At 74.5% G+C, this 14,167-nt stretch carries 12 protein-coding genes; 8 read left to right on the top strand and 4 right to left on the bottom strand.

Annotated features, from left to right (window positions below; translation table 11 throughout):
- Positions 1-158: 158 nt before the first annotated feature.
- Complete coding sequence (locus ACFQ9Z_RS12675; protein ID WP_383015200.1) at positions 159-365, bottom strand: hypothetical protein; 207 nt, start codon at positions 363-365, stop codon at positions 159-161.
- A 112-nt stretch (positions 366-477) separates the two neighbouring features.
- On the opposite strand from ACFQ9Z_RS12675, the gene ACFQ9Z_RS12670 reads away from it, so the two are divergent.
- Positions 478-1,821 (top strand): tetratricopeptide repeat protein, encoded by a 1,344-nt coding sequence (locus ACFQ9Z_RS12670; RefSeq protein ID WP_383015197.1) that lies wholly within the window; start codon positions 478-480, stop codon positions 1,819-1,821.
- A 76-nt stretch (positions 1,822-1,897) separates the two neighbouring features.
- Here ACFQ9Z_RS12670 and ACFQ9Z_RS12665 read toward each other — a convergent pair whose 3' ends face one another.
- Positions 1,898-2,674 carry a hypothetical protein gene (locus ACFQ9Z_RS12665; RefSeq protein WP_383015194.1) on the bottom strand — a complete coding sequence of 259 codons (777 nt, stop codon included), beginning with the start codon at positions 2,672-2,674 and terminating at the stop codon, positions 1,898-1,900.
- Positions 2,675-2,881: 207 nt separating this feature from the next.
- Here ACFQ9Z_RS12665 and ACFQ9Z_RS12660 point away from each other — a divergent pair, with 207 nt between their 5' ends.
- On the top strand, positions 2,882-3,868 hold the full coding sequence (locus ACFQ9Z_RS12660; RefSeq protein WP_383015191.1) for a nucleoside hydrolase: 987 nt from the start codon (positions 2,882-2,884) through the stop codon (positions 3,866-3,868).
- 231 nt (positions 3,869-4,099) lie between these two features.
- On the opposite strand, the gene ACFQ9Z_RS12655 is transcribed toward ACFQ9Z_RS12660, so the two are convergent.
- Positions 4,100-5,056, bottom strand: a complete 957-nt coding sequence (locus ACFQ9Z_RS12655; protein ID WP_383015188.1) for an LAETG motif-containing sortase-dependent surface protein — start codon at positions 5,054-5,056, stop codon at positions 4,100-4,102.
- Positions 5,057-5,313: 257 nt separating this feature from the next.
- On the opposite strand from ACFQ9Z_RS12655, the gene ACFQ9Z_RS12650 reads away from it, so the two are divergent.
- Positions 5,314-6,960, top strand: coding sequence for a glycoside hydrolase family 13 protein (locus ACFQ9Z_RS12650; RefSeq protein WP_383015185.1), 1,647 nt, complete (start codon positions 5,314-5,316; stop codon positions 6,958-6,960).
- Here ACFQ9Z_RS12650 and ACFQ9Z_RS12645 read toward each other — a convergent pair.
- Complete coding sequence (locus ACFQ9Z_RS12645; protein ID WP_383015826.1) at positions 6,957-7,691, bottom strand: DUF4142 domain-containing protein; 735 nt, start codon at positions 7,689-7,691, stop codon at positions 6,957-6,959. The genes ACFQ9Z_RS12650 and ACFQ9Z_RS12645 overlap by 4 nt on opposite strands.
- A gap of 298 nt (positions 7,692-7,989) precedes the next feature.
- Between ACFQ9Z_RS12645 and ACFQ9Z_RS12640 the strand changes: the two genes are divergently transcribed.
- The 5 genes from ACFQ9Z_RS12640 (at position 7,990) to ACFQ9Z_RS12620 (ending at position 14,083) form a co-directional block, all read left to right on the top strand.
- Positions 7,990-8,676 carry a DUF6445 family protein gene (locus ACFQ9Z_RS12640; protein ID WP_383015182.1) on the top strand — a complete coding sequence of 229 codons (687 nt, stop codon included), beginning with the start codon at positions 7,990-7,992 and terminating at the stop codon, positions 8,674-8,676.
- Between the two features lie 114 nt (positions 8,677-8,790).
- Positions 8,791-11,349, top strand: coding sequence for a YncE family protein (locus tag ACFQ9Z_RS12635; protein WP_383015179.1), 2,559 nt, complete (start codon positions 8,791-8,793; stop codon positions 11,347-11,349).
- A gap of 143 nt (positions 11,350-11,492) precedes the next feature.
- Positions 11,493-11,990 (top strand): SigE family RNA polymerase sigma factor, encoded by a 498-nt coding sequence (locus tag ACFQ9Z_RS12630; protein ID WP_383015176.1) that lies wholly within the window; start codon positions 11,493-11,495, stop codon positions 11,988-11,990.
- Positions 11,991-12,045: 55 nt separating this feature from the next.
- Complete coding sequence (locus ACFQ9Z_RS12625; protein WP_383015173.1) at positions 12,046-13,341, top strand: hypothetical protein; 1,296 nt, start codon at positions 12,046-12,048, stop codon at positions 13,339-13,341.
- Positions 13,342-13,366: 25 nt separating this feature from the next.
- Entirely contained in the window at positions 13,367-14,083 is a 717-nt protein-coding gene (locus ACFQ9Z_RS12620) for a DUF4328 domain-containing protein (RefSeq protein WP_383015170.1), read from the top strand.
- Positions 14,084-14,167: the final 84 nt, after the last annotated feature.

Below are 14,167 nucleotides of genomic sequence, written 5' to 3'. Positions count from 1 at the left end.
GACGGCGCCTGCCGCGTCTCCGGCTGCACCGGATCGCACACTTTATCGGCGTGACTCGATGAGAATGGATGGCTGGTGAGATATGCCACTCCCGTACAACCTTCGAAGGGGTTGACGAACTCGTCCCAACACTTCGGTGGTTCGGGCGCGCGGGGGTGTCAGGGCAGGCTCCGGCCCACGGCCGGCGGGTCCGGCGGCCGGTCCGCCGCCCTGGCCGGTCCCACGTTGGCCGCCGTGACCAGCGCCGCGACGGCGAGCACGGCCGCGGCCACTCCGCGGGCGGTGGGCGTCCGGCCGCCCGGGCGGAGCCGGACGGGTGCCGGTGCGGCGGGGCGTCCGTAGGGTTCGGATGTACGTCCGGGCACGGCGACCTCGCTACGACAGCGGCTTGTTAAACATGCTTAATCCGCCGTTTAACCTAGAGGGGGCCCAGGGCGAACGGCAAGGGCTCACAGGGGAGTTGGGGGCGACGGGGCGATGCCGGAACGAGACGATCCGCAGGTCGTGGGGCGGCGCGTACAGCAACTGCGCACCGAACGGGGCCTGACCCAAAGGCAGTTGGCGGAGCCCGCTTACACCCCCGCCTACATCTCCACCCTGGAGGCGGGCCGGGTCCGGGCCTCCGACGAGGCGCTGCGGCACATCGCGGGCCGGCTCGGGGTCGCCTTCGAGGAACTCGCCGTCGGCCGGCCCGCCCACCTGGCCACCGCCCTGCGGCTGCGGCTCGCCGAGGCCCAGCGCGCCCTCGCCGACGGCGACTGCGAGGAGGCGGCCACCCGGTACGCCGGGCTGCTCGCCGAGGCGGAGGCCCACGGGCTGCTCGCCGAGCAGGCCACCGCGCTGCTCGGGCTCGGTGAGACCGCCTTGCAGGCGGGAGAGCTGGAACGGGCCCGTGAGCACTTCGAGCGGGCCGAGGAACGCCTGGCCGGGGAGTCGCTGCCCGCCCGGGTACCGGCCGTGCGCGGCCGTGCGGTCTCCCACTACCTCGCCGGCGAACTCCGTTACGCCGTCTACCTCCTGGAGTCCGCGCTCGACGAGCTGAACCGCGGCGGCCTGCACGACCCGGACGCCCTGCTGCTCCTGTACGCCGGTGTCATCGGCCCGTACATGGACATGGGCGCCCACGCCCGCGCCGCGCAGGCCGCCGAGTTCGCCCTCGCGCTCGCCCCGCAGGTGGCCGACCCCGCGCTGGTCGCCCGGATGCACCGCTCGGTCGCCCGCACCCTGCTCGCCGAGGGCCGCCTCGCCGAGGCGGACGCCTCCCTGGCCAAGGCGGCCGAGCTGAACCGGCAGCTCCAGCTGCGCACCGAACTCGCCAACTGCCACTGGATGCGCGGCTACGTCTGCGCCCAGAACGGCGAACTCGACCGCGCGGAGGCCGAGCTGCGCCAGGCCCTCACCATGCTCTCCCAGACCCGGGCGGCGCTCTACCGCAGCCAGGCCGCCGTCGAACTCGCCGACGTACTGCACCGGCGGGGCCGGTCCGCCGAGGCGGCCGAGCTGCTGAACGGGGTCCTCGGCGACTTCTCCTCCGAGCGCGGCGCCGTCCACGCGGCCGCCGCGCACCGCCTCCTCGGCATCATCGCCGAGGACGCCCGCGACACCGAGGCGGCCGAGGAGCACTACGTCCGCGCCCTCAGCCTGCTGGAACGGGCCGGGGCGGCCGGCGACCTCGCCGACCTGTGCCGTCTGCTGGGCGACCTGCTGCGCCGCACCGGCCGGGTCGAAGCGGCCCTCGACGCCTACCGCACCGGCCTGGGCCACCGCACCGCCCCCGGCACCACCACCCTCGGCCCGGCCCCGGCCCAGCCCCCGCTGTGACCCCTTCCCGCCGAGGGCCGGCCGGCCCTCGGCGGGTGCCTGGCGTATCTGGCGTGCCTGGCGTGCCTCGGGTGCCTCAGACCTCGGCCCGGCCCTGCTTGCGCACGGCTGCCAGGCGCAGCGCGCCGACCTGGACCGCGGCCTGGGTCGCCTCGTTCGGCACGTCGCCCAGGCCGCCGTTGGTGAGCGCGAGACTGTCCGCCCCGACGCGGACGGCGGCCACGTCCATCGTGAGGACGACGTCCTGCTCGTCGGACGTCGTGGTGTAGAGGCTGAGCCGCAGGCCCTGGCGCGCGTCACCGACCTCCGGCAGCGGAGCCTCCTGCACCTGGACGTCCTCCACCAGGCCGTTCTGCGTGGTGGCGGTGAACCGGGCGCACCGCTCCGGCATCGTGCGCAGCCAGGCGAGGGCGGCGTCCACGTCCGCCGGGCGGCGGGCGCCGACCTGGTAGCGGAGCTGGGCGCCGGTGTCCGGGTCGTCCAGGCCGACGGCGGCCCGTGCGGGGGCGCCGAGGAGTTCGTCGGTGTAGAGCGCGTCGAGCAGGCGCTGGCACTCCGCCGTCGTGGTCGACGCCTTCAGCAGACCGTCGCGCCAGGTGGCCGCCCCGCCCGTGGCCGTCCAGGGGGCGCCGAGGTCGGTCTGCGTGAGCAGCGCGGCCCGGGCCTGGTCGTCGCTGAGCAGGACGCCGTCGCCGCCGGACGCCTTCGGCGTGGGCGAGGCGGCCACGGTGGGCAGCGGCTGCTCCGCGGTCGGCGGGTGCTCCAGGCCGAGGGCCGCGCAGCCGGAGAGGGCGGGGAGGCCGGCCGCGAGAGCGGCGAGCGGGAGGGCACGGGTGCGTATCGCGGCGGTCATCGGGGGGCCTCCTGGGCGGGCCGGTGGTGGTGCCACCTCTCAGGCCACCACCGCTCCCACCGGCCCACCAGCGCTCCGGGCCGTCCGAGTGAGGGGCCCTCGCCCGCGCCAGGCTCCGGGCGGCCGCCGCGCGACCGGGCACGCCGGGCGGCCGTAGGCTGAGGAGGCTTTCGTGGCGCGTTCCCCGGGTGGTGGAAGGAGACCGTCGTGACCGGGCAGTCCGGTATTCCCGTGATCATCGACTGTGACACCGGCGTCGACGACGCCCTGGCCCTGCTGTTCGCCGTACGGCATCCGGGGCTGGACCTGCGGGCCGTCACCTGCGTGGCCGGGAACACGGACGTGGACGGGGTGGTCCGCAACACCCTGACCGTGCTGGAGCGGGCCGGCGCCCCCGGCATCCCGGTGGCGCGCGGCGCCGAGCGCCCGCTGATCGAGCCGGCCCGCCCGGCCCGGCACGTGCACGGTTCGGACGGCATGGGCGACCTGGGCCTGCCCGCGCCCAGGCGCGCCCCGGCCGACGTGGACGCCGTGACCCTGCTCCGCCGGGAGATCCTGGCCTCCCCCCGCCCGGTCACCCTCGTGCCCACGGCCCCGCTCACCAACATCGCCCTGCTGCTGCGCACCCACCCGGAGGTGACCCGCAATATCGAGCGGATCGTCTTCATGGGCGGCGCGGTCGCCACCGGAAACGCCACCCCGGTGGCGGAGTTCAACGTCTGGCACGACCCCGAGGCGGCGGCGGTGCTGCTCACCGCCGGGGTGCCGATCACCATGTACGGACTGGACGTCTTCATGCGGGTCGTCGTGCCCGGCGCCGATGTGCAACGGCTGCGCGCCGCCGCCGACCCGGGCACCCGGCTGGCCGGGGAACTCCTCGCCCACCGGCCCACCGCACAGGGCGGCGAGCCGGAGGCCGAGGAGGCGGGCGGACTGGGTGACGCGGGCGCGGTGTGCGCGGTCGCCGATCCGGTGGGCATCACCACCCGCCTCCTGCCGGTCGAGGTCTCCCTGGCCCCCGGTCCGGCCCGCGGGCAGACGCTGGTCGACCGCCGCCCCCGCCCCGGCGAGTCCGAGATCCACGAGGGCGCCCGCGAACAGGCGCTGGTGGACGTGGCGTTGCAGGTGGACGTGGACCGGTACGTGAAGCTGTACCTGGAGACCGTCGAGGGGCCCCAGGGCACGGCGGCCTGAAGCGCCGCCCGCGGACCCGGCCTCCCGCTGGACGGCGTTCCCCCACCCGCGCGCCGCTGTGCCCGCGCCGCTCCCCGGGGACCGGCCGCCCGCGCCGCCGGTCGGGCCCGCCCGGCACGACGACCCCCACCGCCCGCGGGCCTTGCGGCCGCTTCGGGCGACGGGGGTCGTGGCGGGCGCTCGGCCCCGTGCGCGTGTCCCGCGGAGCGTGTTCGGCCTCGCGGGGAGCGGTCAGCTCTGGGCGCCCCGCTTGCGGCGGGCGACGAGCACGAACGCGGCGCCGCCGGCGACCAGCACGGCTGCCCCGCCCGCGATCAGGCCCGAGTTGCCGCCGCCACCGGTCTCCGCGAGGTCGCCCCCGGTGTCACCGCCGCCGTTCGGCGTGGGAGCGGAGCCGGCCTGCGACTCGGAGGCGGACGGCGCCGGCGCGGACTCGGAGGAGGACGGGGCGGGCGCGGACTCCGAGGCGGCCGGGGACGGCGTCGTGGAGGACTCCGAGGCGCCCGGCGTGGGCGTGCCCGTCTCCTCGGCGGGGGCGCTGGGCGACGGGGACTGCGGCTTCTCGGCGCCCGTGCAGTCCTTCGTGCCGCCGTTCCAGGCCGCGATCAGCTTGTCCTTGATGACCGGGTGGTCCGGGCCCTTGGGCAGGTCCCCGTGCTCGAGGCCGTCGTTCGCGTCGGTCCTGCCGTCGAACTTGACCGCGCCCCGGTAGAGGTCGATCTGCGCGAAGCAGCCCGCGTCCGGGACCGCGATGTCGAGGGAGTCGGTGGCGCCCGGCTTGACGTTCACCGTGTCGAAGTCGGCGAAGACCTGCTCGCCGGAGGTGGCGAAGCTCGCGCCGTGGGCGAGGTAGGAGGCGAGGGAGGCGGTGCAGCCGGCCGCGTCCCCGGCGGCGCGGACCTTGATGTGGACCTTGCCGTCCTCGGTCGGCTTGAGGTTCTGGTCGTCCACCTTCACCGAGTCGAAGAAGTTCACGCCGTCCAGCGAGAACTGGCAGCGGTCGGTGCCGGTCTCGGTGCCCGCGCCGGTGCCGGGCGCGTAGTGGCCGCCGGTCTTCCAGCCGTCACCGCCGTGCGAGCCGTGGGCCCAGGCGCCGGAGGCGGCGGCGACCGAGGCGGCGCAGAGGGCGAGCGACGCGGCGCCCGTCCCCAGCAGGCGGCGCGCGGTGACACGTCTGGCTATGGACATGGATATCCCATCGCAGAAGCTCGAGTGAGCGAAAGAAGTCAGAGGAGACACGCGGCCCATTGGTCACATGCGCCACAGTGTGAGGCCATGGTGATCGGCCCTGCTGAAACCTGTCAACCTGCGCGAATCCAGGGATCGTTCATGGGGTCGTCACAACTCCATCACACGGGGAATGATCCTCTCCCCATCATCCGAAGGTTCCCTTTCCGGGCAATGTGGACAGTCTCTGTACTGTCGTCTTCCCGAAGGGAGCCCGCATGGCAGACCTCTCGTCCCGGAACCCCGACTGGTGGCGCCAGGCCGTCGTCTACCAGGTGTATCCGCGCAGCTTCGCCGACGCCGACGGCGACGGGCTCGGCGACCTCCGGGGCGTCACCCAGCGCCTGGACCACCTCGCCACGCTCGGCGTGGACGCCCTGTGGCTGAGCCCCTTCTACCCCTCCGAACTGGCCGACGGCGGCTACGACGTCGCCGACCCCCGGGACGTCGACCCCCGGCTCGGCACCCTGGACGACTTCGACGCCCTGGTGGCCGAGGCCCACCGGCTCGGCCTGAAGGTCGTCGTCGACATCGTCCCCAACCACACCTCGGACCGGCACCCCTGGTTCCAGGAGGCCCTGCGGGCCGGCCCCGGTTCCGCCGCCCGGGACCGCTACGTCTTCCGGCCCGGCCGTGGCGCCCACGGCGAACTGCCGCCCGCCGACTGGCAGTCGGTGTTCGGCGGGAGCGCCTGGCGGCGGACCGCCGACGGCGAGTGGTACCTGCACCTCTTCGCGCCCGAACAGCCCGACCTGAACTGGGAGAACGAGGAGGTGCGCGCCGACTTCCGCACCACGCTGCGGTTCTGGTCCGACCGCGGTGTCGACGGCTTCCGCGTCGACGTCGCGCACGGCCTGGCCAAGGACCTCACCGAACCGCTCCGGGACGTCGGCGGCGTCGGCGCGACCGGCGAGGAGGCCCTGCTGCGGGTGGCGCCCGGCAGCCACCCCTACTGGGACCGCGACGAGGTCCACGAGATCTACCGGGACTGGCGCAAGATCTTCGACGCCTACACCCCGCCCCGCACCGCGGTCGCCGAGGCCTGGGTCCCCGACGCCCGCCGCGCGCTGTACGCCCGCCCCGACGAACTGGGTCAGGCCTTCAACTTCGAGTACCTGCAGGCCGGATGGGACGCAGAGGAGCTGCGGGAGGTCATCACCGGCTCGCTCGCCACCGCCCGCACCGTCGGCGCCTCGGCCACCTGGGTGCTCTCCAACCACGACGTCGTACGGCACGCCTCCCGTCTGCTGCTGCCGCCCGGCACCGACGAGAACGCCTGGCTGCTGTCCGGCGGCAGGGCCCCCGCCGTCGACCCGGAGGCGGGGCTGCGCCGGGCCCGGGCCGCGACCCTGCTGATGCTGGCGCTGCCCGGCTCCGCGTACGTCTACCAGGGCGAGGAACTCGGCCTGCCCGAGGTCGCCGACCTGCCCACCGAGGTGCTGCAGGACCCGATCTGGGAGCAGACCGGCCGCGTCCGCAAAGGCCGCGACGGCTGCCGGGTGCCGCTGCCCTGGACGCCGGACGGGCCGTCGTACGGCTTCGGGCCGGGGGCCGCCTGGCTGCCGCAGCCGGAGTCCTTCGCCGCGTACGCCGTGGCGGCGCAGGCCGGCGCCGAGGGCTCCACCCTGGAGCTGTACCGCACCGCCCTGCGGCTGCGCCGGAAGCTGCTGGAGGGCGAGGCGCTGACCTGGACGCCCGGCGCCCCCGCCGGCGTCCTCGACTTCGCCCGTACCGAGACCTGGCGCTGCGTCACCAACCTCACCGGTCGGCCCGTGCCGCTGCCGCCGGGTGAGGTGCTGCTCGCCAGCACCCCGCTCCCGGCGGCCGGGTCGCTCCCGCCGGACACCACGGTGTGGCTGGGCTAGCCCACGGTCGGAGTGGGCGTGGGCGCCGGCGCGTTGCCGCCGGCGTCACCGGTCAGGCCGCTGAGGTTCAGCGGGGTGGAGGTGGCGTTCGGCGGCGGGGTGAGCACCACCTCCGGCTGGCCCGCGGGCGGCGGGGGCGGGGTGAGGTTGTCGGAGGGCAGCTTCGGCGGGGTCGTCTGCTGGAAGATGGTCTGGTCGAAGTCGACCAGGCCGGTCTTCTCCATCACCGTCATGTGATCCAGCACGGTGTCGTTGGCCTGGTCGGCGAGGGCGCGCACCAGCGAGTTCTTGGTGGTGGAGCGGATCTTGGCGATCGAGTTGAAGATGGAGCCGTGCGTCATCCGCAGGATGTTGGCGAAGTCGGTGTCGAACGCCTTGCCGCTCTCCGCCTTGAGCTGGGTGACGAAGCCCTCCTGCTGGGGGCTGGCCACGTTGGGCAGGGTGATGTTCAGCATCGGCGCGATCTTGCGGCAGCTCGCGTCCAGCGCGGCGTGCCCGTCGACCAGGTGCTTGCTGGCCTCCAGGACGCCCTTCGAGGCGCCCTTCTGCAGCCCGATCTGGCCGAGCGGGTACTCCCACAGGCCGGCGGCCCGCACCCTGACCACGAAGTCCCGGTCGCCCTCGGTGAGCGGCCCCCACTGGGTCTGGGCGATGATCCGTGTCTGGGAGGTGGAGACGGTGTTCAGGCCGAGCATGCTCGGGTAGGCGAGCGCGCCGAGTGTCAGGGCCATCGCACCGCCCACGAAGAGAGTTCCCGTCGCGTTCCGCGAAAAGCGCACCGTGCCTCCTGCCCGGTCGTGGAGCCCGCCCACGTCGTTACGCGGGCAGTTCGGACGCACAGCAGTACGGATGCGAAGGCCGATCGTTTCTGTGCTGAGGGTAAAAACTCCGCGCGGCTTCCGACGGCGGGCGCCGGCGGCCGGTGATTGCGATCCGTTGGCGATCGATAAATGTAGATGGCAAATGGCTGGGCGAAGGTTGACCCTCCGTCGGGAGAAGGCAGACCGGGGGCGGTCCTAGATTCGCGGCATGCCCCCACCACCGTCCCCCGGGACGCCCGCCGCGCTGCCCGTGCTGCCCTACCGCAAGCCCACCAGGGGCCGTGACTACTGGGTGCTGGACGACGTCCTCCCGGACCCCGACGCCGTACGCGAGCGGTGCCTGGCCAGGGACGACTGGACCAGGGGCTATCCGTACACCGCCGAGACCTGGCCAGGGATGCGCGCCATGCCCGGCCTCGAAGCCCCGGAACTCGCCCGTGTGGAACGGCTGGTGCGGCAGGCGACCGGGGCCCGGAGGCTGTGGGTCCAGCAGACCCCCGGCGGCGGCACCCTGAACCACAACTGCGTACAGGTGGTCGGCGAGGGCGAGAGCGAGCCCCGCCCGCACACCGACTCGCGCGCGCTGTGCCGGTACGCGGCCGTGCTGTACCTCAACCCGGACGGGCCCAAGGACTGCGGCACCAGCTTCTACCGCCAGTCCCTGCCCGGCGGCCGGCTCGGCGGCAACGTCGTCCAGGCGCCGCACAACAACCTGGTGGAGGCGCTGGGCACCCGCTTCGTGGCCGCCGACGCCTTCGAGGAGGACGTCCGCGTCCCGCACCGGTACAACCGGCTGCTCCTGTACAACGCCAACCTGGTGCACAGCGCGACGGGTTACTTCGGCCGCGAGCAGGCGCAGAAGCGGATGACGGCGGTCTTCTTCTGGATGGCCTGAGCCGTGCTCCCGGGGGGCGGGCGGCACACCGCCGGCCGCGGGCGCCGCCGCCGGGGCCGTCGGCGCCGGGCGATATCGTCCGGACCTGATCCACTACTCCACCCGAGGAACACCATGCACAAGCGGGTCCCGCTCGCGACGGCGATATCGGTCGTCGCGGGGCTGACCACCGCCACCGTCGGCCTCACCGGAGCCGCCGCCCAGGCCGACGGCACCGCGCCGCTGCCGCTGGCCCACTACTCCCACATGCTGGTGGACACCGCCCACCGGCACATCTTCCTCAGCCAGGGCGCCGGTTCGGACGGCATCGTGGTGACCGACCTGAACGGCGCCCCGGTCACCACCATCACCGGTGAGCAGGGCGCCACCGGCCTGGCCCTGTCGGCCGACGGCGGCACCCTCTACGCGGCCCTGGCCGACGGGGACGCCGTCGCCGCCATCGACACGGCGGACCTCGCCGAGTCCACCCGCTGGCCGACCGGCGCCGGCAGCGCCCCGGTCTCCGTCGCGGTGGCGGGCGGCCGGGTCTGGTACGGGCACACGGCCGGCGGCAAGGGGGCCATCGGCTCCGTGGACCCGTCGGCCGCCGACCCGGTGGCGACCGGACAGCCGTCGATGTCGCAGTGGGCGGCCGCGCCCCTGCTCGCCGCCGGCGGCGGAGTGCTCGCGGCCGAGGAGCCCCAGGGCAGCCTCAGCCACGTGGCCACCTTCGACGTCTCCTCCGAAACCGCTTCGGTCAGGGCGGACACCGAGGTGTACGGCGGCACGGCGACCGGTTTCCAGGTCACCGGCGACGGCGGGCGGGTCCTGCTCGCCGCCGTCCAGCAGCCGGCCCCGCACGTCTACGGCACCTCGGACCTGAGCCCGGCCGATCCCGCCGTGTACTACGCCGGCGGGGTGTACTCCGGCCCCAACTCCCTGGCGGCCGACGCCGACGGGACGATCGCCGTGGGCAGCTCGGCCGGCTCCGGCGCCGGAATCTACGTGTACGCCGGCTCGAACACCACCGCCGAGAACCACCCCACCTTCCCGTCCGGCACCCTGGCCCCGGACGGGCTGGCCTGGGGAGCCGACGGGGCGACCCTCTACGCCGTCACCCGGGACTCCGCGGGCGCCTACACCCTCAACGTGCTCGGCGGCGCGAAACTCACCGACACCGAGCTCTCCCTGACCCACCCGCGGTACGCGGTCCCCACCGAGCGGTACACGGTCACCGGGTCGCTGAGCACCAGGGGCTCCGTCCCCGCCGGCGCCCCGCTCCAGGTCACCCGTGACGGCACGGCACTGCCCGACGCCGAGGTCGGCGCCGACGGATCGTTCACCGTCGGCGACACCCGGCCGGAGGAGGGCGCGTACACCTACCAGGTGAGCTACGCGGGTGACGCCGCGCACCGGGCCGCTTCGGCTTCGCTGACGGTGCACGTGGCGCGGCTGGCCACCACCATCCCGTTCCCGGAGATCAGCTCGGCGACGCCGCACGCGGTGGCCTTCACCGGCTCGCTCACCAGCCAACCGGGCCTCGGCGGCCTGCCGCAGGGCACCACCGTCCAGGTCTCCAGGACGAACGAGGACACCCAGGAGACCGAGGACCTCCCGCCGGTCCCGGTGGACCCGGCCACCACCGAGTTCACCGTCCGGGACGCCCCCGACGCCTCCGGCAGGTTCACCTACCACCTGTCGTACGCGGGGGACGTCACGCACCAGCCGACGTCCTCCGACGCGTCCGTGCAGGTCTCGCCGTACGCCCCGGCCCTGACGCTGAAGGCGCCCGGCACCGCCGTCCGCGCCGCCGCGCTGTCCTTCACCGGCTCGCTCGACGACGCGCCCTACACCGCGGGTGAGAAGGTCACCGTCTCCCGCACGGACGCCGCCCACACCACGACGCCCGTGACCTGGACCGCGCCCGTGGGCACCGACGGCACGATCACCGTCGAGGACACACCGGCCGTCGGCGGCTCCGACACCTACACGGTCAGCTACCCCGGGGACGCCTCCCACCAGGCGGCCACCGCCTCCGCGATCGTCCAGGTCTCCCGGGCCAGGACGGCCCTGACCGTCTCGACCGGCGCGTCCACGTACGCGTACGGCGCGACGGCCACCGTCACCGCCCACCTCGGCACCACGTACAACGGCCGCACGGTCTCGCTGTACGCCCAGCCCGGCGGCGGCGCCAGGACCCTGCTCAAGACCGGCACGGTGGACGGCAAGGGCAACCTGTCGGCGACGTACCGGCTCAGCCGCGGCACCACCTTCACGGCGTCCTACGCCGGCGACTACCGCTACGCCCCGGCGACGGCGGCCCGCGCCGTCTCCGCCTACGCGAAGGTCGCCGAGAAGCTCAGCGGCTACTACACGAGCACCACGTACGGCGGCACCACCTACCGCGTCTACCACCACACGGTGAAGCCCCAGGTGACCGCGACCGTGACGCCCGCCAAGCCCGGCCAGTGCGCGCGCTTCCAGGCCCAGGAGTACTACGGCGGCGCCTGGCACACGCTCACCACGTCGGGCTGCTTCACCCTCGACGCGCACAGCACCGTGGTGACGAAGCTGACCCTCACCAACGCCACGGGCCACCGCTTCCGCGTCCGCACCGAGTACGTGCACGGCGAGACGGACACCGCCAACCTGTCCACCTGGAGCTCCTGGCTCCACCTCACGGTCAGAACCTGACCTCCCGCACCGGGGCCCCGGCCCGGACACCGCACGACGGTGCCCGGGCCGGGGCCTTTTTCCGGGCGGTGGCCGCGTACCCGTAACGCGGCCGTGCCCCCGTCGCGTGTAAAGGGTGACGTCCGACCACGAAGGGACACACGGTGAGGGAAGCACCTGCGGACTACCTGGAGTTCGCGACCGCCCGCAGCGGACCGCTGTTCCGCACCGCGTGCCTGCTCACGGGCGACTGGCACCTCGCCGAGGACCTGGTGCAGGAGACCCTGGCCAAGATGTACCGCTCCTGGCGGCGGGTCAGCCGCGCGGGCTCACCGGTGGCCTACGCCGACACCGTGCTGGTGCGGACCTTCCTCTCCCAGCGCCGGCTCCGCAGCTCCACCGAGCGCCCCAGCGACCGGCTGCCGGACGCCGCCGGACCGGCCCGGGACGCGGAACTGCGCATGGCCCTGCTGGACGGGCTCGCGCGGATGACCGCCAGGGACCGTGCCGTGCTGGTGCTCCGCTACTGGGAGGACCGCTCGGTGGACGACACCGCACAGGTCCTGCGGATGTCCCCCGGAGCCGTCCGGGCCCAGAGCAAGCGCGCCCTGCACCGGCTGCGCACGCTCCTCGGCGGCCAGTTGGCCGACCTGGCCGCCTGACGGATCCGGAGCCGTCCCACCGACCTCCCCCGACGAACGGAGACCACACCCCGCCATGCGACGCGACGAGGACCGCACCGACGACTTCGAGGAACGCGTGACCCACGCCCTGCGCGGGGCGAGCGACGAGTTCCCGCCCCACTCGGCCGACCTGGTGAACCGCTCCGTCGCCCGGGGCCGCCGGATGCGCCTGATCGGCGCCGCCCGGATCGCCGCCGCGGCCGTCACGGTGGTCGCCGTGGGCGGCACGCTGACGGCCACGGACGCCCTCGGCACCTGGCGCGGAACCGGCGGCCGGCTCGGCGCCGAGGCCTCGGCGGGCGCCCCCGCCTCCGCCGGCACCGCATCTTCCGCCCAGGCCCCGTCGTCGATCAGCGGCGAGGAGATGGTCCGCATCCTGAAGAGCCTGCTGCCGCCCGGCGGCACGGTGTCCGCGGCCTCGGGCCGCGGCTCCCGGTCCGACGGACCGGACGTCTGGCCCAGGGCCAAGCTCACGTACTCCACCGCGGCCGGATCGTCCGGCGTCGACATCAGCATCGCGCGGCTGTCCTCCGGTCTCCCCGCCGACCAGCAGGGCGCGAGCGGGTGCCTGCCGGTGGAGGTGCGGCCGTACGACAAGTGCACCACCCGCAAGCTCCCCGGCGGTGCCGTGCTCAGCACCACCGAGTCCTTCACCTATCCCAGCAGCGACACCGGCCAGAAGCGCTGGTACGTGGTCCTGACGACCGCCGGCGGAGCGCAGCTCACGGCACAGGAGTTCGGCGGCGGCGGCGAGAAGGGCGCCACCGGGGGAGCCGACCCCCTGCTGTCGACCGCCCAGCTCACGGCGATCGTGCGCAGCCCGGCGTGGAACAGGGCGATCGAGGCGCTGCCGGCCCGGGACACCGCTCCCGGCGACCCGGCCCGCACCGACCGGGCCGACGGCGCCCGCCTGACCAGGGTCCTGCGGTCCCACCTGCCCCGGGGCACCGTCTCCGACATCAACAGCGGCGCGGGCATCGTCCAGTTGGTCCACGACGACGGCCGGGGCAGGAACATGGTGGAGGTCGACGTCCAGTACGACATGACCCCGCTCCTCGCCCGCCACATGGGCTGCGCCGGCGTCCCGGACGACTGCGAGGCCGGGACCCTGCCCGACGGCACCAGGATCAAGCGGGTCAGGACCCGTTCGGAGAAGGGCGGCCCCGCCTCGGTCTGGCTGGTCGACACCCTCCGGACGGACGGGCGCCGAGTGACGGTCCGTGAGATCAACTCCTACGCGGAGAGCACTCCGGTGACCCGTCCCCGCCCGGAGCTCAGCCTGGACCGGCTGCAGGAGATCGCGCTCGACGAGGAGTTCTTCGCGAGCTGAGCGGGCGATGCGTCAGGATGGGCCCGTGGATGAACTCACGGGGGAGGCGGCCGCGCGCGTGCGGCCCAGGACGCGGCCCGTCCGGACGTTCGGCGTGCTGACCGCCGGCGCGCTGCTGGCCGCCGGGGCCGCCTGGCTGGTGCGGGGGGTCTGGGAGATCAGGCTGGCCGCGGCGGGGGAGCCCGCCTCGGGGCCGCCGGACCAGGGCGGCGGGGTGCACCGGCCGCTCACCGGGCTGGAGGACTCGTACCACGTCGTGACCTCGGTGGGCGGCGGTGTCGCCTTCGTGTGCGCGCTGCTGTTCCTGGCCTGGCTGTGGCGGGTGCGGGACAACGCGCGGATGCTGTCGGGGCGGACGCCGAAGTACCTCGGGATCTGGGTGTACCTCGGGTGGATCGTGCCCGTCGTGAACCTCTGGTTCCCGCGCGGGATCGTCGCGGACGCCTTCCGGGCCACCGCCCCGGAACGCAGGCTGCCCGGCTCGGTCAACGTGTGGTGGGCGCTGTGGCTGGCCGGCATGCTCGGCGGGGCCGGGATCGTGTCCCGCGACTCCACCGACGAGATCATCGCGCGGGCCTACCACGGGGTCTGGCCGCTGCTCGCCGCCGACGCCGCCGTGGTCGGGGCCGCCGTGGCGGGGGCGGTCGCGGTGCGGGCCGTCAGCGCCGTGCAGGTGGAGCGGATCCGGCAGGACCGGGGAGAGAGCGCGCGGGAGGGGTTCCCGGGCGTCGCCGGCGGGTGACGGGGAACCCGCGCCGCGGCCCGGGCGGCGGTCCCGCCGGCGTGCGGGTGGTGGGGCGGCCGTGGGACGAGGAGGATTCCTACC

Origin of the sequence: Streptomyces sp. NPDC056580, from assembly GCF_042793175.1 — a bacterium.
In the GTDB taxonomy this organism is placed as follows: Bacteria; Actinomycetota; Actinomycetes; order Streptomycetales; family Streptomycetaceae; genus Streptomyces.
This window is presented reverse-complemented; position numbering and strand designations above follow the sequence as displayed.

Bases quoted from the DNA above. Each gene is read 5' to 3' on its own strand.
- ACFQ9Z_RS12655 (WP_383015188.1), bottom strand. From the start codon at position 5,056: ATGTCCATAGCCAGACGTGTCACCGCGCGCCGCCTGCTGGGGACGGGC.
- ACFQ9Z_RS12640 (WP_383015182.1), top strand. From the start codon at position 7,990: ATGCCCCCACCACCGTCCCCCGGGACGCCCGCCGCGCTGCCCGTGCTG.
- ACFQ9Z_RS12670 (WP_383015197.1), top strand. From the start codon at position 478: ATGCCGGAACGAGACGATCCGCAGGTCGTGGGGCGGCGCGTACAGCAA.
- ACFQ9Z_RS12635 (WP_383015179.1), top strand. From the start codon at position 8,791: ATGCACAAGCGGGTCCCGCTCGCGACGGCGATATCGGTCGTCGCGGGG.
- ACFQ9Z_RS12625 (WP_383015173.1), top strand. From the start codon at position 12,046: ATGCGACGCGACGAGGACCGCACCGACGACTTCGAGGAACGCGTGACC.
- ACFQ9Z_RS12665 (WP_383015194.1), bottom strand. From the start codon at position 2,674: ATGACCGCCGCGATACGCACCCGTGCCCTCCCGCTCGCCGCTCTCGCG.
- ACFQ9Z_RS12645 (WP_383015826.1), bottom strand. From the start codon at position 7,691: ATGGCCCTGACACTCGGCGCGCTCGCCTACCCGAGCATGCTCGGCCTG.
- ACFQ9Z_RS12650 (WP_383015185.1), top strand. From the start codon at position 5,314: ATGGCAGACCTCTCGTCCCGGAACCCCGACTGGTGGCGCCAGGCCGTC.